We start from the raw sequence: 21,000 nt of genomic DNA, 5'->3' as shown, positions 1-21,000 counted from the left end.
ATGACGAGCATAGACACGATTGATAGAGCAGCTCCCCCAAGGAACAATCCAGGTGCCTTCGGAGGCTTCCTGCGGCAACTGCTTAAGAACCATCTGGGCATGCTTGGCGCGGTGCTTGTCTTGGTCGTGGTGGCGAGCGCAATCTTTGGTCCGCTCATCGTCACACATGACCCTATCCGTATAATGGTCGGGCCTCGTTTGGCGGGCCCTTCAGCAGATTTTCTTCTTGGCACGGATCAACTCGGCCGCGACACTTTTTCGCGTACCATCATGGGCGGCCGCATTCCGCTTCTCGTTGCCTTTGCATCGCTAGGCAGTTCGCTTGTCGTTGGGCTCGTGCTTGGCCTGATAGCAGGGTTCGGGCCGCGTTGGCTCGACAATCTTCTGCTACTATTCTTCGACACAATCCGCTCCTTTCCCGGGATCATATTTGCGTTGGCCATCATCGCGCTTCTTGGCCCCAGCATGTCCAGCGTGATCCTGGTCATCGCAATAACATCGATGCCGATCTATGCGCGTGTCGTGCGCACCCAAACGCAAGCCCTGCGCAACTCCGATTACATTGACGCGGAGCGAAGCATGGGCGCCGGCACGACGCGCATCCTTGCCGTTCACATGCTGCCAAACGTGATTGGTCCGCTTCTTATTCTTGTGAGCATGGATGTGCCTGGGGTCATCGCGGTGCAAGCGGGTCTCAGCTTTCTCGGCATGGGTGTGCGCCCTCCGACGCCGGACTGGGGAACGATCCTGAACGATGGCTACAGCTATATCAGTCAAACGCCGTGGCTCGTCATTGCAGGAGGTGTTCCAATCGTCGTCGCTACGTTAGGCTTCACATTCCTTGGCGAAGCGTTGCGCGACATTTTCGACCCCAAGCTGCGGAAAGACCTATGACAAGGGACGATCCGACACCGCACGTATCCCCCGGTTCGCTTCTCGAGGTTCGGAACCTCAGCCTCGACTTCGGCTCCCCACGCGGACGTGTTCATGCGCTGCTCAACGTCTCGCTCGACGTGCCAGCCGGGCAGATAGTCGGCATCGTCGGGGAGAGTGGATCCGGCAAATCCACGCTTGCCTATACGGTGATGGGTCTACTTTCAGAAAACGCTCAGGTTACTGCCGGCAGCATCATATTCGAAAGACGCGACCTGCTTACGCTGACTGCTCAAGCGCGACGCAGTCTGATGGGCGATCGCCTCTCCATGATCTTCCAGGATCCGATGACCGCGCTCAATCCAGTGCGGACGATCGAGAGCCAGATGATCGATATCCAACATCACGAACAACGAGGCCGTAGTGAAAAGCGCGCTCGTGCGATCGACATGCTCAAGCGCGTTGGAATTCCCGATCCGCAAAGCCGCATCGGGAATTATCCACATCAGTTCTCTGGTGGCATGCGCCAGCGCATCTGCATTGCCATGGCGCTTCTGGTGAGACCTGCGCTGCTCATCGCCGACGAGCCGACCACGGCGCTTGATGCAACGTTGGAAGTCCAGATCATCCATTTGCTCAAGGATCTGCAAAGGGAGATCGGTTGCTCCATCCTATTCGTCTCCCACCACCTCGGTGTGGTGGCCGAACTGTGCGACCACGTTGCCGTCATGTATGCGGGCGAGGTGGTAGAGCAGGGCGCCGTACGAGACATCTTTCATAATCCCGGCCATCCCTACACAAGGGCGCTGCTTGAGTGCGATCCTGGACGGATCAAACAACGGACGCGCAATTTGCCGACCATCCCCGGAGACGTCCCCAGTCTGCTCGGAAGCAGGAACGGATGCATCTTCCGACCGCGGTGTCCTCACGCTTCCGAGCGCTGCTTGCACGAGATCCCTCGCGAGTACCGTATCGGAGCTGACCAGGTCGCGCGATGCCATCTGCTCGATCGAGCCGGAATAGTTGCGGCATGAGTGCGCTGCTGAGTGTCCAGGACCTGCGCGTCCGCTTCCGCACCATGGGGTCACTGAAGGCGCTCACCACGGGCACGGCAGACCCTTTCATTGACGCTGTGTGCGGCGTATCCTTTGAAATCCGCAAGGGCGAGACGCTTGCCCTCGTCGGCGAAAGCGGATCTGGCAAATCCACCATCGCGCGCACGATCATCGGCCTTCAGCCGGCTGTTAGCGGCAGCATTCGTTTCGACGGGCAGGAACTTATCGGCCTCAAAGCGGCCGAACGAAAGTCCTACCTGCGCCGCATGACGATGATGTTCCAGGATCCCGTGGGCTCCCTCTCGCCGCGGCTGACCGTGCAGTCGCTCCTCACCGAGCCATTCCGCATACACGGCGTGAGCAATCGCGATCCCGGTGCTGAAGCGGAGCGCCTGTTGCGCATGGTCGGCTTGCCGGCGGACTTTGGGCGCCGCTATCCCCACCAGCTCTCTGGCGGTCAGGCCCGGCGCGTCGGCGTCGCTCGTGCCCTTGCACTCAACCCAGACCTGATCATCGCCGACGAGCCCACAGCTGGGCTCGACGTGTCGGTCCAGGGGGAGGTGCTTAATCTGCTTGCTCGCCTCCAGGATGAACTCGGGATCGCCATCCTGATCATCACCCACAACCTCAACGTAGTCCGCCACATGGCCGATCGTATGGCGATCATGTATCTAGGGCGCGTTGTCGAGATTGGCTCAACCCAAGATATGTTCGATCATCCCCGCCATCCTTATACGCAGGCCTTGCTTTCGGCCAATCCGGTGCCCGATCCCGATGCCGTTCTCAACCGCATCGAAATCAAGGGCGAGGTGCCGAGCATGCTGAGACGGCCAACCGGCTGCGAGTTCCACACGCGGTGCCAGTACGCGCAAGACATCTGCCGCCGAGTCTTCCCCGAGCCTGCAGCCAACTCGGATGACATGGAGCATCGCTTCAAATGCCATTTCCCGCTCACCTGCGAAACCGAGGTAGCGTTAGAGCAGGGACCGGTTTCGCAGATTTCCGACCGGATTGACGCAGGCCTCGAGCGGCGAACCCAGGAAAAGCTCTAAGAGTCCTCTCTGATTGGGGTAGTTGAGTTCAAGGTGCCCCTGCACTTTTTTCCTGGACCGTTCCGTGGGTCACTCGCTTCTCTTCGCGGTCGGCGCTCTGGCCGCCGCAGGATGTTGGGGTGGACAGCCCCCGCACGGCATCGATGTGCCAGAATGAGGTGGTTACAGATCTCTAGCAAAGGGAGACCGTCCGTGGAACAAACTATTCGTATTAGCATCGAGGGAAGGCTGGCATGAGGCTCGTCACTCGGCTTAGTATGCCTGTGAGCGCGGATACCATCCTGCGGATTGTTCGGGTCTACCCCGGCAACGATTGTGAGGCGCCACGTATCCTCGGCGTTGACGACTGGGCATGGCGGCGTGGTCAGCGCTACGGGACTATTTTGGTCGATCTCGAAACCAACAACGTCGTTGATCGTTGATCTGCTGCCTGACCGTGAGATGGGAACGCTCTCCGGGTGGCTGGCGGCTCATCCCGGTGTCGAAGTCATGCGCGGGATCGAGCCGGAGCCTACGCGCGCGGTGCGCGAGAGGGAGCACCCGCAGCCCGGCAGGTGGCCGACCGCTGGCACCTCTTACGAAACTGCTCCGATGCGTTGCTGCTCGCGGCTTCCCTTCGCCCATCGCTGCGCTCGGTGATTCCCACATCACGACGGGGAGAGCGGGACGCTTCTACAAGCGCGTCTCGAGGAAGCCGTATCCGCGGAGCAACTGGCGCAGAGCACGCCGCCCAGTTCAAGGGGGAACTTCCTTCAATTTCTGAAGCGATCCATCACTTCAAAAGTGAAGATCGTGACGTCTTGAACAGGGCTCCGGCCGCGGATCGAGGACGAGGCTTCGCAACGTTACTTGAGCAGGTCGAAGGCGTCGCCCCAGCAGTCGGATACCATGTAACCAAGCTGGTAGGGGTCGGTCGGGTCGACGCCGATCTGATGGATGCCGTGAATCCAACCGCGCCCGGAAATCCTAGGCAATATGGCGGGCTTTCCAGCCACCGTGGTCGTTCCGACGATAGAAACCTCGAATTCGCTGTCGATGATCGAACGCGCGATCCGCGTCTCGCCTTCCGCGAACTGGCCGCGCGCATACATGGCCGCGAGCCGTGCGCTGTTGCCCGTGCCGCATGGCGAACGGTCGACGCGGCCCGGAGGAACGACCGTGACGCCCTTCATACGGCCGTCGTCATCGTAGCCAACGAACATCGTAAAAGACAGCCCGCTCAGACCGGCTATCTCAGGATGCCGGACGTCAAGCTGGGCGTCGATGGCCCGATGGACACGGCAGCCGATATCGACCAGCTTCCTTGCATTCTCGGTCGTGAGCTTCAGGCCGAACTGCTCGGGATTTATGAGCCCGTAGAAGATGCCGCCATAGGAAATGTCTACCATCACCTTGCCAAGACCGGGGACATCCACCTCGGCGTCCAGCAGCAGCGGGAACGACGGCGGCATATCGAGAGTGACGCGCTCGCATTTCCCGTTTGAGCATTTGGCAACGGCCTTGACGAGGCCGGCCGCGGTTTCGATTGTGACGACCGTCTCGGGCTCCTTCATCTCGACCATGCCGGTCTCAAGAAGCACCGTGACGAGGCAGATGCTGTTGGAGCCGGACATAGCATGCGCCTTGTCGCCCAGCAGGATAATGAAGGCGGCGTCGGCCTCGGGATGCACCGGCGGCAACAGGAGATTCGTGCTCATCTGCGCGCATCCCCTGGGCTCGTTCACGAGGAAGCGACGCAGCCGGTCGTCGACGTTGTTTATGTACAGCAGCTTGTCGAGAATTGTGTCGCCGGGAATCGACAGGACACCGCCGGTGACGACACGGCCGACGTCTCCTTCGCAGTGTGCTTCCACCATCGTGAAGGTCTTGTTCCAGCGCATTTGTTTCCTCAGACTGGCGAACAACACAGCGGTGCAGAGGGGAAGCGGGCGATGCCCACTTTTGTCTACATAATGACGACAATCGCGTCATAGCGCTAGATACCAGACCGCGGCACGTATTTCAAGAGGGCGCGTACGGAGCCACTCCCGCGGCAACACATTATTCGGACGTCTGGTCGGCGGCGACATGTCAACGGGACCGGCCACGGGAAGGCCGGCCGGCTCTGCACCTCGGGCTTTTCAAGACATTGCTGGGAACGCGCACTGCTGATGCGGATCTTCACTCGCTTACTTCGACCTGAGGCCGGCTGGGGCTCAACGTTCCCGCATGGCTTGTGGCCCCCGTAAGCCTGATCCTGTGGACGCCGGCGTTCCTGGGGAAATCTGGCGCGGGTCTGGAACGAAAGGTGGGATTACCCAGGACGTTCGAAGCGATCGATCGCGAACGGCTGACCAGCTTGTTGGTTTCCCCTCAGCAGTTCCAACATGATCTCCGCCGAGGCCGCGGCCAAGCTCAGTCCGCAATGGCCGTGGCCCGCCGAGTAGAATATCCCCTTCGCTCTTGCAGATCGTGAGATAACCGGTACCGAATCCGGTGTCGAAGGACGAAGGCCTGACCAAGGCTTACCACCCTGAGTGCACAGGTGCGGAAAAGTCCGTTCCGCTATTTTTTCGATGCGATCGAAATAGGCTTGTTTCGGTTCGGAATTTAGACCCGCAAACACGGCCCAGCCACCCACCCTGAGACCGCTTGAAAGGCTCGTCGCAGCGATTCCTCGGTCAGCTAGGATGAGCGGATGGTTCAGTTCTAGACCAGAGGCCGGGTAGGTGTAGTTGTAACCACCTTCCGCCTCAATTGGCAGATGATCGCCGATTTGACGGGCAAGAAGGGGTGTGTGCGCGCCACATGCAATCACAACCTTATCGAAGCTGAACGCCTGCCCCTCGCCCTTAACGGTGATTGTGTGCTCTGCTGGATGTATCTCTTCTACGCTTGCACGCCGATACTCGACGCCGCTGCCAATCGCAGCTTGAAACAGGTTCGTCACCACATCATACGGATCGGTGACTGCACCCCAGTCATCCGACAAGATGGCGCCCGCAAACTCACGAGAAAGGGATCGCGCCGGTCGGCAATAACTGTGAAGCTGTGACCGCGCTCGAGTTTCGCGCGCCAGTTCGGGATGGCGCTCTCTAACGAATGCCTCGACTCATAAAGATAGAGAGCTGGTGCGTGCCGAACCATGTTCCCGAGTCCGGCTTCCGCCAGCAGCGCTTTGGTGGAAGGCAGTGCCTTGGCGCTAAGCAGCGTCAGCGCTTCTGTCGCCTTTTGGTAGGCCCTCTGCCTACCACTGAGGTAGAAGCGATACAGCCAAGGCGCCAGCCTAGGCGCATAGAATGGATCGATCTTCAACGGAGCATTTGGGTCGGCCAGCATACGGATTGCGGTTCCTAGAATGCCGGGATTGCTGATCGGAAATATCTCCGATCCCGCAATATGTCCTGCATTCCCGAAGGACGGTCCAGCTCTTCCGGGAGCGTCGCGATCGAGGAGTGTTACGACAAAGCCCCGCCTGGAGAGCAAAAAGGCTAATGCGACCCCGACGATGCCAGCGCCAACGACTCCCACGGCACAAGCCTCCGCGCCATCTTCCATGAATATCCCTCGAAGTTCGCCGATGAAAGATCGTGCGCCATTGCCGATCTTTGTGCCAAAAGGGCATAAATCGACATTAGGTCGACAGTCAAGCGATGCGCTTCGGTAGGACTTCCCTCAGGTGGCGATTTTCATTTTCGAGGTGATGCTCCGCTCCATGTATTCCAGGAAGTCCCCCTTGAACTGCCTCGCGTGCTCGTGAGCAAGGCGCTCGGCCTCGTTTGGATCTTGAACGCGGATGGCTTCTAACATTTCTCGGTGGTGCTGGTTCAGGCGCCCTACTGTGGAACCCAGGCTTTTGAAGAGGAATTCACTGTGAAAGTAGAGCATCCGTCGCCCTTCCTCCAGAATCCGCTTATAGAATCCGGCAAAATATTGGTTGCGGCCCGCCTGCGCGATCCGGATGTGAAAATCGTAGTTACCTTCGATCATAGGCAACCAGTCGTCGGTATCGAAACTGAGCTTCGCTTTCTTCTCGAATATCCCAAGTGTAGCTTCGATTTCCTCTACGTCCCGCTGAGAGCGGCAAATGGCAGCTGACCGATGGGTAGCGCGCTGCAGAAGATCCAAAGCATCCAGATATTCGGGCACACTGCGGAAATCGAGAGGGGCTACGATGGTGCTGCGGTTTTGAAGGGTAACGACCAATCCCTCGCTCGCAAGGCGCACCAGTGCCTCTCGAATAGGGGAGCGCGAAAGTTGGAAGCGTTTTCCCAACCCTACCTCGTCCAATGGGGCGCTGGGGGGCAGCACCATGCTTAGAATGTTGTGACGAAGCTCGGTATAGACCCGGGTACTTCCGGTTTGTCGGGGAACCGCAGTCTTCTGCGCTGATGCTGCTTTTCTTACTGGCATATTCATTCGTATCCTTGCTCCAGATCAGCTCTGATCAGGCAGATCATCCGAGGTGCCTGAACGGCTTCGCTCAACGGCCCATAATGAGGTTCGGCTTTCCTACAATTAGCCAGACCGGTCAAGGTCGACAACCTGCATACAACATTGTGCAACGCCGACCCCATAAAGGTTTTTCACCAACGGTCCCATAGCGGTTAAGTCGAGGGGAAAATGGAGCGCCAAGGCCCGCTTGCGAAAATCGGGGCAAAGCAGAGACAAATTGCGACGTTCAGCAATGGTAAATTGACGGGAGCAGACCAACGCGTCGCCCTGACAATCGGCGACCAACATCGTCTCGACGACCGCCGTGTCGTCGGCTCGCCTTTCCGGACGGTTATTGTAGGTTGGACGCGCGATCCCAACATTCGACATCCTTCGGCGACGGAGGTGCCGCAGGCCGGTGATGACGGACATAGTCCGTCGTTTCAGCGGCAAAGTGCAAGAGCGGCAGCGACCAGCGCAATCAGGCCGTTTATGCCGCGGCGGAAATCGACTGGCTGTGTCGCTACAACGACCTTCACCTCAACCGCAAGGGCAATCACTGCGCCACTCGCACCGCACCCACAACATCAACCGCCAAGGCTGGTTCGACCGAACCCGTTAGGTCGAGGCGGCTTCCACCCCATCTCAAGCTCGATCCGATCGGGCGACCCCGGCGCTTCCGTCCGCCGCTGCGCTCAACCCGCTGCGCCTGGTTGGCAATCGTAATCAGCACTAACTGCAGAGCTGTCGTCTCTGTCGTGACGTCTGGTTCACTAGCACTTGGCTGCCGCGGCCAGACTCAATTCAGGCCGCGGCTGACGCACAAACGCCTTGCGACGACCGAGATATTAGCGCCCGGCAGCGCACTTTCCGCAACGATCAGCCTCTTCTCTGCCGGCGTCCAGTCGCGCCGCCTCCGACGGCCCGTAATCACTTCCACGCGGCGATAATGAACATCTTCGTGCCTGTCTTGATGCCTGGCATCACTGTTGTCCCACTACATCCACCAGTGCTCCTTGCAAATCAGCGACAAATCTCGGGGGGCCAAAAAAACCCACAAGGTAGGATGCATCGTCACAACCCTTCCGTCGGAATAGTCGAAACGATTATCCCCATTCCCCTCTTAGCCGGGCTGCTGCGTTCAACCGCGGGCGGCAAACCCGCCTTGTCCAATCCGCGCTTCTCGCTCCAAGCTGCTCAAACCCAATCTGTTGTATTGGAATATCTCGCTGACCGAAGGTGTGGAAACAAACTGCCGTCGAAAATCTGATTGAGGTTCTTTGCGACATAATCGGCAGCGCCGTTATCGCCTTGACGCAACTCGCCGCTGTTGTTGAGGCCAGTGGTTACGAGAAGTGCGTCGAGCCCGGCAGCCTTTGCGCCCTTGATATCCGTATCAACCTGATCGCCGACCATCAAAAGACGGTCGGTACCTGCCCGAGCGATGCACTCTTCGAAAATCGCTCTTCCTGGCTTGCCCATAATCTCTACTGAGATTGGAGGAGCATCGAAGAGCGCTAGTCCAGCTTGAAGCATTGGCCCTATTATGCTTGGTCCAAAGACGAGTGAGCCGTTCTTGCTGGGATAAACGACGTCCGCGTTTGCCGTTATCATCCTGGGCATTTCGCCCGTCTCGATCAGTCTACGTTGAAAGGTCGACAGGATGTTATCGGCAGCCCGTTTAAAATCGAAACCTTCGTCATCGAGCACTACGAGTGTGTCGAATGTCTCGGCCGTGTCCGCGCAATGAAGATTTGGACGCTTGCCGAAGATGTCATGCGCAGCGCGTGAACTGCCCACATAGGAAACTAGCCGCCCGGCCGCCAGCTCTTCGAGTACGCGATGTCGCGCAACACCTCCAGCGGATACGATACGGTCGCCCGCCGGAATCGGAAGGCCCGCGCCGCGGAGACGTGCGAATATCGTTTCATCCGATCCACTACTGATATTAGTCACGATGTAGTATGGCAAACCGGACATATTAAGTCGGGCCAATATATCAGCAGCGCCAGGCAAGGCTTCATTTTCGCTGATCAGGACCCCCGTCGCGTCGAAAAGTATCGCGTCATAGCAATCTGCCAGTGTCCGGGGAGGTGGGCTTTCGAGGGCGGCGGTTAGAGGGCAAGCCGACTCCGTCCTTGGCTGAACCGCGCTCGCCTTAGAGGGCGGAAAGTAGCCGTGATGCACGACCTCTTCGGGTGGTATGCTGGCCTCGCACGTCTCGCTATAAGCCCAGGCCAGCCACTCGCATAAGATCGCCAAGTCATTTGCCTCGACCGTAGGCCCCGCCCATATCCGGAATCCCGGGGGCGCGTCACCGTAGCTCCAGATGTCAAAAGCCGCGCCTTCGGCTTCGAGTAGACGGATCATCCCAGCAACGATTTCATCGCCGTCCTCCTTCTCGCCGGCAGCGAGTTGCTCACGTACAAGCCGAAGAGTAATTGAACAGGTGGAGCGTGCTGCCGGATTGGTGCAAGTCCAATCGATCCAAGGAGTAGAGTTCACCCAGTCGTCCATGACAGCATAATTATTGGCAACCCTGTTCAGAAGCGCGGGTAGTCCACCGCACGCTTCGGCCCAGTCGAGCGCAGAGTGGATATCCTCGACGGCGAACATGCTGGGGGTCGAGATTGTGCGGCCGCCAAAGAACGCTTTGTTTACAGATCCGTCGGCGTTGTGCAGTCTCATGAGCCTGGTTACAGGCTTAGGTCCGCCGGCTTTCAGCCGTGCCTGGGCTCGAGGCGAGAGCGCGATCATGCCGTGGCCGCCTTCGCCGCCAAGCGCCTTCTGCCACGACCAGCACAAAACATCGATCCGATCGAAGTCGATGTGCCTCGTAAAAGCTGCCGAGACGGCATCTGCGATCACAAGCCCGGCACGGTCAGGAAGAATCCAGTCAAGATCTGGTGGACAAACGCCGCTGCTGGTGCCGTTTAGCACTAGAACGATGTCGTGATTGGGGTCGATCCTGCTAGTGTTCGGAAAATCTCCGTAAGCACAAATGTGCCGGCTTTGGGGGGCAAGCGCCAAAGTATCGATCTCATTTGCCCAATAACGCGAGAAGCTGTCTGACAAGAATGTCTCGACTGGAAAAGGGCCGAGTAGATTTTGCAAGGCCATGCTGCAGGCCCCAGTGCCCGAACCGGGCACGATTCCGCAGAGCCAGCTATCAGGCAGCTCAAGCAAAGAGGCCATGCGCCTGATTACCTCTCCTAGCCTTTCTGCTCCCTCGGAGCTCCGGTGACTTCGTCCAACATAGCGCAGCATAGTTGGGTGCACGCTCCAACCAGGATGTTTACGGCAAGGGCCTGATGCAAACCGCGGATCCGACGGGAGGACCGATGGCTTCACAACCGCATTTGGTAGAGTCATGGCTTCCTCCGAATTGGGAAAAAGGGCACCTCAACAGAGATATCTGCGATCAGACGATGTCCTGCGCCATCAGCGCCGACAGCTTTTCATTGGCAAAACTCATCCGTTCATCGGCGCGAAGGTCCGAAAGGCGCCTGATAATCGCGGCGTCAGACAATGCCGCGCCTTCACGTAGCTTTTGAACATAGGACGGATGGATAAAGTTTGAGCCCGCGAATTGATATGCCGCGCTGCTGCCCCAGCCATACCGTTTGCGAAGCGGATCGAAGTGACGCAGGACGTGCTCGAGGAGTGCCCGTTCCTTCGATGTTTCGAGGCGAGTGAGAATCGGTAGGAGTTGCTCACTAGCCGTATTTCCTGCCCCGCGGCCCATGCCGCCCATGGTGCAGTCTATCCAGGTCGCTCCCGCCATCGCGGCCGCCACTGAATTGACCAGCGCATATCCGCGGTTGTCATGGCCGTGGAATCCAATGTCAGGCTCAATTCGACCCGCAAACCGGTCGATTAATTCCTGAACGCGAGTCGGCTTCATAGAGCCAAAGGAATCGGCTATATAAAGCACGTCGATGGTGTCGAACTGCTTTACCTCCTTCAGGCACATCTCAACTTCTGCAGCATTTGCCGCATCGATCTGCATGAGATTCAAAAACACACGGAAGCCCCTATGAGACAACTCAGCGCAAATGTTCCGGCAGGCAGCCAAGTTGCTGTAATGCGCCGCCACGCGGACGGTCGTGATATGCCCTGGCACTAGTCCTTCTGTCAGGCGGATCACGGCAAGGGGTATAGGCAGTTCGCTCGAAAGCACATCCTTGGCATCGATCATCACGCATGCCTTGACCAGGAGACCAGCAGCCACCTGTTCGGCCTTAGAGCTCGTCACACTGGCGAAATATCCGTGGCTCTCAGGCTTTCCGGCGAGCCCCAGCTCGACCATGCGCACTGGGAGAGTGTTGATAGTAGCGACATAGTCCGACACCAGTTCCGGTGCGAAATCCCAATCTGTGTAGTAGCCACCGTCGCGCAAGGTGCAGTCTAGGAAGTTCACTTCATCTGGTATTGTGTTTAACATTGCCCAGCCTCATCCAAATACCGCCACAACATCGAAGCATCCTGCATCAGCTCGCGGCGTAGCCCCCATCGACATAGAGAATCTCGCCTGTTACGAACGATGCAGCTGGGCTCGCGAGGAAAATGTAAGGCCCGAAATATTCGGACAAATTGCCGCGGCGTCGCATCGGAGTGAATTCCATTGCGCGGCGCTGATAAGGGCTATCGAGATTAGGATGCACCCCATCCATGAAGTTGTTGATGAATCCAGGTGCGACGGCGTTTACACGAATACCCTTATTGGCCCATTCTACCGCCATGGTGCGCGTCAGTTGATTGACGCCACCCTTGCTCGCGGCATAGACAGTCAGGCCCGGTATGCCGAGCGAACTGGCGACCGAAGAAGTCATGATGATGCTGCCGCCGCCTTGATCCAGCATTGCCTGGGCGGCAAACTTGGCACAATAGTAGTAACCACGCAGATTAGTATCGACAATTTCGTCCCATTCCGGCTCTTCATATGAATGTGCTGGCTTAATGATGTCGGTACCCGCGTTGCAGACCATCACATCGATCTGCCCAAACCGGTCGACCGTGCCACTGATCAGTGCCTTGCAATCGTCGTGCGACCGCACATCGGCGCGGATAGCCGTCACGTTGATTCCTTGGCCCGCAAGTTCGGCCTCCGCTTCGGTCAGCTCTTCAATATTGTGCGAGGAAAGGACTATCTTGGCGCCCAACCGTCCAAAGCAGGTGGCGAGCGACTTCCCTAGACCGCGGCTCGAGCCTGAAATGCAGACTACCTTGCCATCAATTCCGAAGAGCTCCTGGTATCCTTCTGCACCAATTGCAGAATTACGATTTGTATCGGACATCATAGACTACCCGCTCCACTGTTTTGGTTTATTTCAGGTCAAGGTCATCGTTCAGGAGGCAAGGTCAGCGTGAGGCAAATCGCAAGAGCGGCGATGCCCGCGACAGCAAAGTAGATACCATGCATAGCCAAAGGCGCGTTGAAACTCAGGAAGGGCGTCAACTCCCTCAGCTGCATCAACCCCCTCTTCAGAATTCATTTCATACCAGTAACCCGACTCGCTCTGTGAAAGATCGACGACGCTGAATTGATCGCGTGCTGTCAGGCGCGGCGTCGCCCGGTGGGCGGAGTAATTTTCAAGTGTCAGAAGACTAAAGGGGAAAGTGAGCTCCTGCTCAGGACGATCGCGAAATACACGCATGTGCGATTGAACGGCCGAGATCGATGAGGGTTCTGTTTGCGTTGGCTTCGTCATGTGACGGCTCCTAGCGCGACGAATTGTTCAGACGGTTGCACTCAGCCCACCATCGATGACGATCAGGGCGCCGCTGACATAGGCCGCGCGTGCGCTGGCCAAGAATGCAGCAACTGCTGCGAATTCCGTGGGATCGCCAAGGCGTCGGGCCGGGGTCCTGTCCTCGAGCGCACGGATGGCTTCGGCGTGGTCGCCGAGGCGATTGGCTTCGTGAATCGCGGTGCTGTGTGCTCCAGGAGCGAGCACGTTTACGGTGATGCTCTCCCCCGACAATTCTTGTACGAGCGTGTGGCAGTAGGGCACTAGCCCTGCTCGTGCGACACCCGACAGCGCGAAATGTACCGGAGTCCGTACAATAGCCTCGGAAGCGAGCATCAATATTCGCCCCGCCCGCGAGCGCCGCAGATACGGCAAGGCAGCCGTAACAAGATTTATCGAAGGTAAAAGCACTCGGTCAAACGCATCGTCGAAATCCTTAGGCGTCATGGCCGAGGGTGGCCCGGCAGAAACGCCGCCGCAATTCGTCACCAAAATGTCGATACACCGAAAATGCTCTGCTGTTTCGGCAACCCAAGCTGCTGCATCAGCGCAGTCAGTTACATCGGTCGCGCGTGCGAGCACTTCGGCCCCTGTGCCGCGCAACCGATCCACTGCTCTTTCTAGCCGCCCCGGATCCCGTCCACAGATGGACAGGCGGCAGCCTTCGTTGGCTAACTCCTCAGCTGTGGCCAAACCTAAGCCGCTGGAGGCGGCCGCGACCATTGCCACCTTGCCGTCAAGCCCTAACTCCATTTTTTTTACCACCCAATTAACATCACCACGCTTCTTGGCACCGTTTGCAGACAGCCAAGCATGTACCGTGCCAAACGAAAAAATCCGCTCAAAACAGTAGAATAGCCTGCTGATAAAACGTCGGTTTTGCTCTTACGTCCGATTCCCTACATTTGTGTCGCATGCACGCCGAGACGCCTTCCGGTTCTGAAGACAGCGTTGCGTAAGCAACTTAAGTTTTTGCCCCAGGCGAATTAGTCATGTACAATATCGGCCCTCCCGCCGCACTGGGCGGCGTGCCGCTCGATCGCTACCAACGGCAGATGCCGGAAAGATCAGCGAGCCACTGCCGGCAGACAGATGAGCGGATCATCGCCCATCTGACTGATGGTCTCAAGATGGGGTCGTCTTGTCTTATGACTTTCCAAGCCGTTTGGTCCAGTAAGAGACGCCCGATCTGGGGTGGCCACTCCGGATCGGGCGGAAGGGGATGGATCGAAGTTGTCTAGCTAGGAGGAAAGGTGGAAATCTACGCCAAACGCGACGACTGCAACTCAGTTCTCGCGTTCGGCGGAAACAAGCTGCGCAAGCTCGAATACATCATCCCCGACGCGATCGCGGCAAATGCCGATACGCTTGTCTCCATCGGCGGCGTCCAGTCCAACCATACGCGGATGGTCGCCGCGGTCGCCGCCAAGATCGGCATGAAATGTCTCCTGGTTCAGGAGAGCTGGGTACCCCATGAGGATGCCGTCTACGACCGGGTCGGCAATATTCTCCTGAGCCGCATCATGGGTGCAGAGGTGCGCCTGGTCGACGAGGGCTTTGACATCGGCATCCGCCACAGGAACAAGCGCTCTATGAGGTTAAGGCAAGGGGCGGTAGACCCTATGCGATACCAGCCGGGGCGTCTGTTCACCCGAACGGCGGCCTCGGTTATGTGGGGTTCGCGGAGGAAGTGCGCGCCCAGGAAAAACAGCTTGGGTTTGCCTTCGACTACATCGTGGTTTGCACGGTCACCGGGTCAACGCATGCCGGCATGCTCGTCGGATTTGCCAAGGACGGTCGACAGCGCAATGTGGTCGGTATCGATGCCTCTGCCACCCCCACCAAAACCAAGGCGCAGGTGCTAAAGATTGCCCAACATACATCGGAGCTCGTCGATCTCGGAACGGAACCCGTCGAGGATGACGTGGTGTTGCTCGAGGACTACGCATACCCGCGTTATGGCATCCCGTCCGAGGAAACGAAGGAGGCCATCCGAATGTGTGCGCGGCTCGAGGGTATGATTACCGATCCCGTTTATGAGGGCAAATCCATGCAAGGGATGATCGACCTCGTCCAGAAGGGCTTCTTTCCGGAGGGATCGAGAGTCCTCTACGCGCATCTCGGCGGCGCGCCGGCGATCAACGGTTACAGCTACACCTTCCGCAATGGCTGACGCTCGACAGATTGAGATTGCGCGGTCCTGCCGTGCCGGCGGCGCGCTCAAAGTTCGTTTGACAGTCCGCTCGGCAAAAAGAGGAAGCTGGCCGTTGACTGCTGCCAAGGCGAAGATGGGGCCAAGTTCATTCGTAACGTCTTAACGGGCGGTGTCAAGAAGCCGAACGACACCATTCTGGACGTTATGCAGGACCAGAGAAGTGGGAGTCATAACAGATGATTTTACCGGAACTGCGCTCTGCCATACCAGCCGGCAGAGTTTTGGAGATAACGACGACCACAGGATGCATCGTCGGATGTTCATATTGTCCGCAGGACAAGTTCGCGGACCGGCAAAGAAAGGTATCTCATTCGAAGCATCTTAATCTTGAAGATTTCAAGCGGTGTCTGGCGCGCGTACCAACTTCCGTCGACATTAGTTTCGCCGGATACTCCGAGCCTTGGCTCAATTCGGACTGCACCGAAATGGTCGAGCACGCTTCCGCCAGAGGCCACGGCATCAGGATTTTCACGACGCTTGTGGGAATGAAGGAGCGGGATCTACAATGCTTGCAAGCGCTGCGCTTGCGGGTATTCGTGGTCCATGTTTTCGATGACGGCGCGTACATGAATAGCCGCCTTGTCGGAGACCAGTATCGCGATTTGGTTCGTCAACTCGTCGACGCGAAGATCCCCTCGATTCGATTCTTTTTGGGCGAGGCCCATCCCGATATCGTCGACATTATCCCTGCCGAAGCTCTAGTTCGCTCACGACCAGTGAGTAGCAGGGGTGGAAGCGTCGACCCCACGATCGTTGAACCACGGCAGCCAGTGGTCGGAGCGCTGGCATGCGTGGACGAACGGCAGTATCGGAATGTTCTTCTACCAAACGGCGACGTCACTCTCTGCTCCATGAATTTTGAACGGCGTCACGTATTGGGCAACCTTCTATGCGACGAATACGCCGATCTCTTTGAAAGCCCAGTTTTTTGCGAAATCGTCGATCGCATGAATGGAGCGGATGGCTTTCTGCTCTGTAGGATGTGCGAATATGCCGATCCAAAGGACCGGATGCTGACTGGATGCCGGCGGACCGCCTGAAAGGCCGGGCCAGCGAGGCGAATTGCTTTGGACCGCCAATGCCTTCCGGCGAAGTCATTGTCTTTTCGTCAAGCGAGCGTGATTCCGTACGCGCGGCAATCGGCCTCGACCATTTCCGAAACGAGCTCATCGAAAGTGGTCTTCGGCTTCGAATCGAGCTTGGTGGCCGCCTTCGAGGCATCGCCGATTAGCAGGTCAACCTCGGTCGGACGGAAATAACGCCTGTCTATCCGGATCAGCGCCTGGTTACTCCTGTGTTCGCGGCCCACCTCGTCAACGCCTTCGCCTTCCCAGACGATCTCCTTTCCGACCCGCCTGAAGGCAGCCTCGACAAAGCTGCGGACCGAATGCGTCTCGCCGGTCGCAGAGCACAAAATCGTCAGGCTCGTGGTGCTGCAGGATGCGCCACATGCCCTCGACATAATCGCGCGCCGAGCCCCAATCGCGCTTTGCCTCGAGGTTTCCGAGATAAAGGCAGTCCTGCTTGCCGGCCATAATCGCAGCTACTGCACGCGTCACCTTGCGCGTGATGAAAGTCTCGCCACGCGTCGGTCCTTCGTGATTGAACAGAATCCCGTTGCTCGCGTAGAGTCCGTATGTCTCACGGTAGTTCACCGTGATCCAGTAGGCGTAGAGCTTCGCCACCGCGTATGGCGAGCGTGGATAAAACGGGGTAGTCTCCTTCTGCGGGGTATCCTGGATAAAAACCGTAGAGTTCGGATGTGGAGGCCTGATAAAACCGGGTCTTTTCCTCGAGGCGAAGAATGCGGATCGCTTCCAGCAGCCGCAGCGTGCCGAGCGCGTCGGCATTGGCCGTATATTCGGCGGTCTCGAAAGAGACTTGCACGTGGCTTTGCGCAGCCAGATTGTAGATTTCGTCGGGCTGCGTCTCCTGCAGGAGACGGATCAGGTTTGTCGCATCCGTCATGTCCCCGTAATGCAGGACCATGTCGGGATGGTCCTCATGGGGATCTTGATAGAGGTGGTCGATGCGCTGGGTATTCCCGATCAGCGAGGCTCGCCGCTTCAGGCCATGCACCATGTAGCCCTTCGAAAGCAGCAGTTCGGCAAGCAACGCGCCGTCCTGGCCGGTGATACCTGTGATGAATGCTGTACGCCGAGGTGAACTCATTTCTGATATTTCCGTGGATGAAGCAATGTGGGCAGGAATAGTCGACGGCGCGTGGGATGACTAACTATGCGCTACAATCAACGCTGTACGGCCGTCTTAGCTGGAGTCTGAGCCTCTGGTGATATTAGGCGGCATGCGGGTTACATGGAGTGCCGCGTGCCGTTGTCATCAGATGCAGGAAGAGTTCGCCTCCATCTAGCACGGCGAGAGACCTCCTGTAGGCGCCGCCGAAGCGAGGTCTTTTCATGTCCACTGTTGTTCGTAAGATCGATTGTTTTAATCCAATGCATCCACAAGACGGATGCACTTATCGATCAGATGGAGATTTCAGAGTCTTCGAATTGGCCGCGCGACGCTGAAATGGCAACAGCCGTTTGCCTACCTCATTCCCGACGCCCGCTACGAGAAGGTGCGCGAAACCGGCATCGTCATGAGCGAACGGTGCCGATCGCGGTCGGCATCGACTGCGACGGAACGCGCCAGATCCTGGCCGTCGAGACGGCCAATCGCGAGAGCCGCTCGGCCTGGAAGGACTTCCTCGTTGAGTTCGCGGGTTGGCGGATCGCGCCGCACATCTGCCCGTTTGCACGGCCGTCGGCAACAACAGCTGGTGGAGCGCCGAAAGCCTCCATGGTCGCCACCCAGAACGCCACGGCTCTTCGGACCACCGGATGGGTGAGGCGGACCTGGATGGTGCGGCCGATCAGCCGATGCGGAAGAAGGCCTTGTCGACCTCGACGTGGTAATTGGGATGCGCTTGGCCACCTTCCATTAGACGTTATTCGAACGGTGCCACCGGCAGCGGCCTCAAGGCTGCTCGCTCGATCTCCTCGAACAGTTCGAGGCGGCGTTTGCCGACATGGCGGATCGGCCGGCTTTAGCGAGCGGAAGGAACCATGTTGATGGGCCACCGTTCTCAATGGCCGCGAGCGGGTAAGATTTGTTACCGCTTGCAATGACATTTCACAGCCCGCGTCCGTGGCAATCCTTGCTGCCATCAACTTTGTCACCATGACACCCGAACTGTGGCGAGCCAGGGAATGACCCGCCATTGCCTCTATCCGGGAGTAATGCATCTAACCTCTGTCACCAGGCGGCCTGCGGGGTTATCGTGTGGGTTTTCCGAGAAGAGCCATCTACGTCGGAAAGCAGAACGACAACGTTTACCATCTGCGCGACCCGTGCCGCTAGCCGGTCATTGTCGCCAAAAGAGCTCCGCCGTAGCGGTCGTGTCGTTCTCGTTGATTATGGGTACGGCGCCAACTTTGAGAAGTTGTTGAAGGGTTGAAGCTGCATTCAGGCGGCGATACTGATCGTCTATATCTTCGCGGTCAATAGTATTTGCCCAACGCCAAAACCATGGCGTTTGAAACTCTGTTCATAGGTACGCGTGAGTCGAACCTGACCGATAGCGGCGGCCGTTTGCTTCTCTCAACTCGCAGAGATCTGTCCAGATTGGTTGAAGTGACTTGAGCCGACCGCGACAGCACCAGAGGTGACGATGATCACCTGCTGCCCGCGCGCGAAAAATCGGACGACATCCTCTATTAGGCCGTGGTGACGATTTAACTATCTGAGCCAGATAGCGATAGCGGCGAGTTTGACGAAGCCTATGAAGTTGGTGAGCAGCTTGTCGTAGCGGGTGGCGACGCGGCGGAACTGTTTGAGTTTGTTGAAGAAGCGCTCGATGATGTTGCGCTCCTTATAGAGATCGGCGTCGTAGCAGCGCTGATCTTTTCGGTTTTTCTTCGGCGGTATGACGATGGCGGCTTGCATCCTGGCGATCCTGTCGATGAGATGGTTGGCGTCATAGCCCTTGTCGGCAATGGCGCATCCCGCCTCGAAGCCGTCGATCAGTTCATGCGCGAAGGCGATGTCGTTGCGTTGTCCGGGGCTCGCGATCAGGCGGACCGGATTGCCGAGCGCATCGCCTGCAGCATGGATCTTGGTGCTCAGGCCGCCGCGAGACCGGCCCAGGCCCTGGGCATCCGCCCCCCTTTTGATCGGCGCGCGCCGGCGGCGTGTTGATGGGCCCGCACTATGGTCGAGTCGATCATCAGCCATTCCAGGTCGGCTTCCCGCGCCAGCACCGCAAGCATGTCGTCGAGAACCCCCATTTCGATCCAGCGATAGTAGCGCCGCTTCACCGAGCGGTAGTCGCCAAGCCGTTCGGGCAGGTCGCGCCACCGACCACCCGAGCGGGCCATCCACAGCAGCGCGTCCAGAAATCGCCGGTTGTCCGTGCGCGGACCACGCTTGCCCTTCGTGCCGCCGGGCATAAACCCCTTGATCCGTTCCCATTGGTCGTCCCGAAGCGCATCGCAGTCCATCGCTGATCTCCAAAAATCAGCGTTGAATCTGATTTGCGCCTTCAGCGGAATCCCCCATCCGTTAAATCGTCACCACGGCCTAGCGTCTGAAGCCAAGGACCGCGTATCTCTCCGGTTTCTGCATCGGCGATCAGTGCCGAGCCAATCTTCACTATCAGCCGGCGAGCCGAAAGCAATCGGATCGGGCTTAATGGTGCTGCCGTTGAGTGTTGCTGCACTAGATGTGAAGACACGTCTCTCCAATCACACCTTTCCTGAGCGTTACGGCTTTGGAGATATAAGGGCGCACGAGGCGCCCTTCATTATTCGTATCGGCTGCCCAGACCAGCGCTTACTTCGTGGTCGGGGCTTCAACAACCGGCATTCGCCTTCCGTTGTCAGAAGCGGTAGGTGACACCTGCGCCTATCAACCAGGGATCGAGAGCGGCCTTCCCCGTCAGCTTCGCGCCGTCCACCGTGACGTCGAAGTCTGGCTTCAGGAAGAGCTTCTTCACGTCGAAGTTGACGCCCCAGTGCTGATCCACCATGTAGTCGAAGCCGACCTGCAGCGCGGTGCCGAACGTGTTCTTAACCTTGAGAGCATCGGCGCTGCCGGCATCCTGGTTATAGAAGATCGTGTAGTTCACGCCGGCGCCGACATAGGGCTTGAACGCACCGAAATTGGTAAAATGATACTGCAATGTGAGCGTAGGTGGCAGCAGCCAAACCTTGCCGATATTGCCCAGCCCGCCGATCGTACCTTGGCCCCCGATGTTAGCATAGGTGGTGCCGAGGATGAGCTCGGCGGCGATGTTGTCCGTGAAGAAATAGGAGATGTCGAGTTCCGGCGTCACGGTGTTCGAATACGAAAGATCGGAGCCGGGCACCGCATTGACGTAGCCCGAATCCTTAGTGATGACCCCCAACGCACGTAGGCGGATCTGCCAAGGGCTTGGCGCTTCCGTGACCGAGGCTTCTGCCTGCGGGACGCTCGCCGCTCGCGCAAGGTCCGCCGCGACGGCCTGCTGTCCCACCACCATGAGGATGACGGCCGCTGTTACGCCCCGCGCCACGCCCATTCGCTTTTTCGCCATGATGTTCTCTCCTTGCTCTTCAGAAATGATACACTGCACTATGACTAATCCTGCTAGAATTACTTGA

16 protein-coding genes and 5 pseudogenes are annotated in these 21,000 nt (G+C 58.1%); 7 read left to right on the top strand and 14 right to left on the bottom strand.

What is annotated here, in order from left to right; genetic code table 11:
* From NKH49_RS23700 to NKH49_RS34960, 4 genes are all read left to right on the top strand, one after another.
* A complete protein-coding gene (locus tag NKH49_RS23700; protein ID WP_352928104.1) occupies window positions 1-894 on the top strand; it encodes an ABC transporter permease in 894 nt (297 codons plus the stop codon).
* Window positions 891-1,907 carry an ABC transporter ATP-binding protein gene (locus tag NKH49_RS23695; protein WP_352928102.1) on the top strand — a complete coding sequence of 339 codons (1,017 nt, stop codon included), beginning with the start codon at window positions 891-893 and terminating at the stop codon, window positions 1,905-1,907. Before NKH49_RS23700 ends, NKH49_RS23695 begins: the two co-directional genes overlap by 4 nt.
* Window positions 1,904-2,980 carry an ABC transporter ATP-binding protein gene (locus NKH49_RS23690; protein ID WP_352928099.1) on the top strand — a complete coding sequence of 359 codons (1,077 nt, stop codon included), beginning with the start codon at window positions 1,904-1,906 and terminating at the stop codon, window positions 2,978-2,980. Before NKH49_RS23695 ends, NKH49_RS23690 begins: the two co-directional genes overlap by 4 nt.
* A gap of 233 nt (window positions 2,981-3,213) precedes the next feature.
* Window positions 3,214-3,402, top strand: a complete 189-nt coding sequence (locus tag NKH49_RS34960; protein WP_502907925.1) for a hypothetical protein — start codon at window positions 3,214-3,216, stop codon at window positions 3,400-3,402.
* A gap of 423 nt (window positions 3,403-3,825) precedes the next feature.
* Here the strand turns inward: NKH49_RS34960 and NKH49_RS23680 are convergent, their stop codons facing one another.
* The 10 genes from NKH49_RS23680 to NKH49_RS23635 form a co-directional block, all read right to left on the bottom strand.
* A complete protein-coding gene (locus tag NKH49_RS23680) occupies window positions 3,826-4,860 on the bottom strand; it encodes a proline racemase family protein (protein WP_352928096.1) in 1,035 nt (344 codons plus the stop codon).
* Window positions 4,861-5,273: 413 nt separating this feature from the next.
* Complete coding sequence (locus NKH49_RS23675) at window positions 5,274-5,951, bottom strand: NAD(P)/FAD-dependent oxidoreductase (protein ID WP_352928093.1); 678 nt, start codon at window positions 5,949-5,951, stop codon at window positions 5,274-5,276.
* Window positions 5,906-6,517: an FAD-dependent oxidoreductase gene (locus tag NKH49_RS23670; RefSeq protein WP_352928090.1), complete on the bottom strand. Its 612-nt coding sequence runs from the start codon at window positions 6,515-6,517 to the stop codon at window positions 5,906-5,908. The genes NKH49_RS23675 and NKH49_RS23670 overlap by 46 nt, the downstream gene beginning before the upstream one ends.
* Before the next feature lie 117 nt (window positions 6,518-6,634).
* Window positions 6,635-7,378: a GntR family transcriptional regulator gene (locus NKH49_RS23665; RefSeq protein ID WP_352928087.1), complete on the bottom strand. Its 744-nt coding sequence runs from the start codon at window positions 7,376-7,378 to the stop codon at window positions 6,635-6,637.
* 99 nt (window positions 7,379-7,477) lie between these two features.
* On the bottom strand, window positions 7,478-7,825 hold the full coding sequence (locus NKH49_RS23660; RefSeq protein WP_352928084.1) for a hypothetical protein: 348 nt from the start codon (window positions 7,823-7,825) through the stop codon (window positions 7,478-7,480).
* Between the two features lie 765 nt (window positions 7,826-8,590).
* The gene (locus NKH49_RS23655) at window positions 8,591-10,513 is read right to left on the bottom strand and encodes an HAD-IA family hydrolase (RefSeq protein WP_352928081.1); all 1,923 of its coding nucleotides are present in this window, start codon (window positions 10,511-10,513) and stop codon (window positions 8,591-8,593) included.
* Window positions 10,514-10,814: 301 nt separating this feature from the next.
* Complete coding sequence (locus NKH49_RS23650; RefSeq protein ID WP_352928078.1) at window positions 10,815-11,837, bottom strand: hydroxymethylglutaryl-CoA lyase-like TIM-barrel protein; 1,023 nt, start codon at window positions 11,835-11,837, stop codon at window positions 10,815-10,817.
* Window positions 11,838-11,883: 46 nt separating this feature from the next.
* The gene (locus NKH49_RS23645; RefSeq protein WP_352928076.1) at window positions 11,884-12,690 is read right to left on the bottom strand and encodes an SDR family NAD(P)-dependent oxidoreductase; all 807 of its coding nucleotides are present in this window, start codon (window positions 12,688-12,690) and stop codon (window positions 11,884-11,886) included.
* A gap of 51 nt (window positions 12,691-12,741) precedes the next feature.
* A complete protein-coding gene (locus NKH49_RS23640) occupies window positions 12,742-13,104 on the bottom strand; it encodes a hypothetical protein (protein ID WP_352928073.1) in 363 nt (120 codons plus the stop codon).
* A 27-nt stretch (window positions 13,105-13,131) separates the two neighbouring features.
* A complete protein-coding gene (locus NKH49_RS23635) occupies window positions 13,132-13,896 on the bottom strand; it encodes an SDR family oxidoreductase (RefSeq protein WP_352928070.1) in 765 nt (254 codons plus the stop codon).
* 488 nt (window positions 13,897-14,384) lie between these two features.
* On the opposite strand from NKH49_RS23635, the pseudogene NKH49_RS23630 reads away from it, so the two are divergent.
* Both NKH49_RS23630 and NKH49_RS23625 read left to right on the top strand, forming a co-directional pair.
* Window positions 14,385-15,316: pseudogene (locus NKH49_RS23630) on the top strand (1-aminocyclopropane-1-carboxylate deaminase); the annotation flags it as partial.
* Between the two features lie 218 nt (window positions 15,317-15,534).
* A complete protein-coding gene (locus tag NKH49_RS23625; protein WP_352928067.1) occupies window positions 15,535-16,398 on the top strand; it encodes a radical SAM/SPASM domain-containing protein in 864 nt (287 codons plus the stop codon).
* A gap of 68 nt (window positions 16,399-16,466) precedes the next feature.
* Here the strand turns inward: NKH49_RS23625 and gmd are convergent.
* A pseudogene (gmd, locus tag NKH49_RS23620) lies at window positions 16,467-17,530 on the bottom strand (GDP-mannose 4,6-dehydratase).
* A gap of 364 nt (window positions 17,531-17,894) precedes the next feature.
* Here gmd and NKH49_RS23615 point away from each other — a divergent pair.
* Window positions 17,895-18,085: pseudogene (locus tag NKH49_RS23615) on the top strand (transposase); the annotation flags it as partial.
* Between the two features lie 107 nt (window positions 18,086-18,192).
* Here NKH49_RS23615 and NKH49_RS23610 read toward each other — a convergent pair.
* The 3 genes and pseudogenes from NKH49_RS23610 to NKH49_RS23600 form a co-directional block, all read right to left on the bottom strand.
* Window positions 18,193-18,407, bottom strand: a pseudogene (locus tag NKH49_RS23610) (IS21 family transposase); the annotation flags it as partial.
* Window positions 18,408-19,099: 692 nt separating this feature from the next.
* Window positions 19,100-19,809: pseudogene (locus NKH49_RS23605) on the bottom strand (IS5 family transposase).
* A 428-nt stretch (window positions 19,810-20,237) separates the two neighbouring features.
* On the bottom strand, window positions 20,238-20,933 hold the full coding sequence (locus tag NKH49_RS23600; RefSeq protein WP_502907923.1) for an OmpW/AlkL family protein: 696 nt from the start codon (window positions 20,931-20,933) through the stop codon (window positions 20,238-20,240).
* Window positions 20,934-21,000: the final 67 nt, after the last annotated feature.

It is taken from the genome of Mesorhizobium sp. M1088, assembly GCF_040318575.1.
In the GTDB taxonomy this organism is placed as follows: domain Bacteria; phylum Pseudomonadota; class Alphaproteobacteria; order Rhizobiales; family Rhizobiaceae; genus Mesorhizobium.
This window is presented reverse-complemented; position numbering and strand designations above follow the sequence as displayed.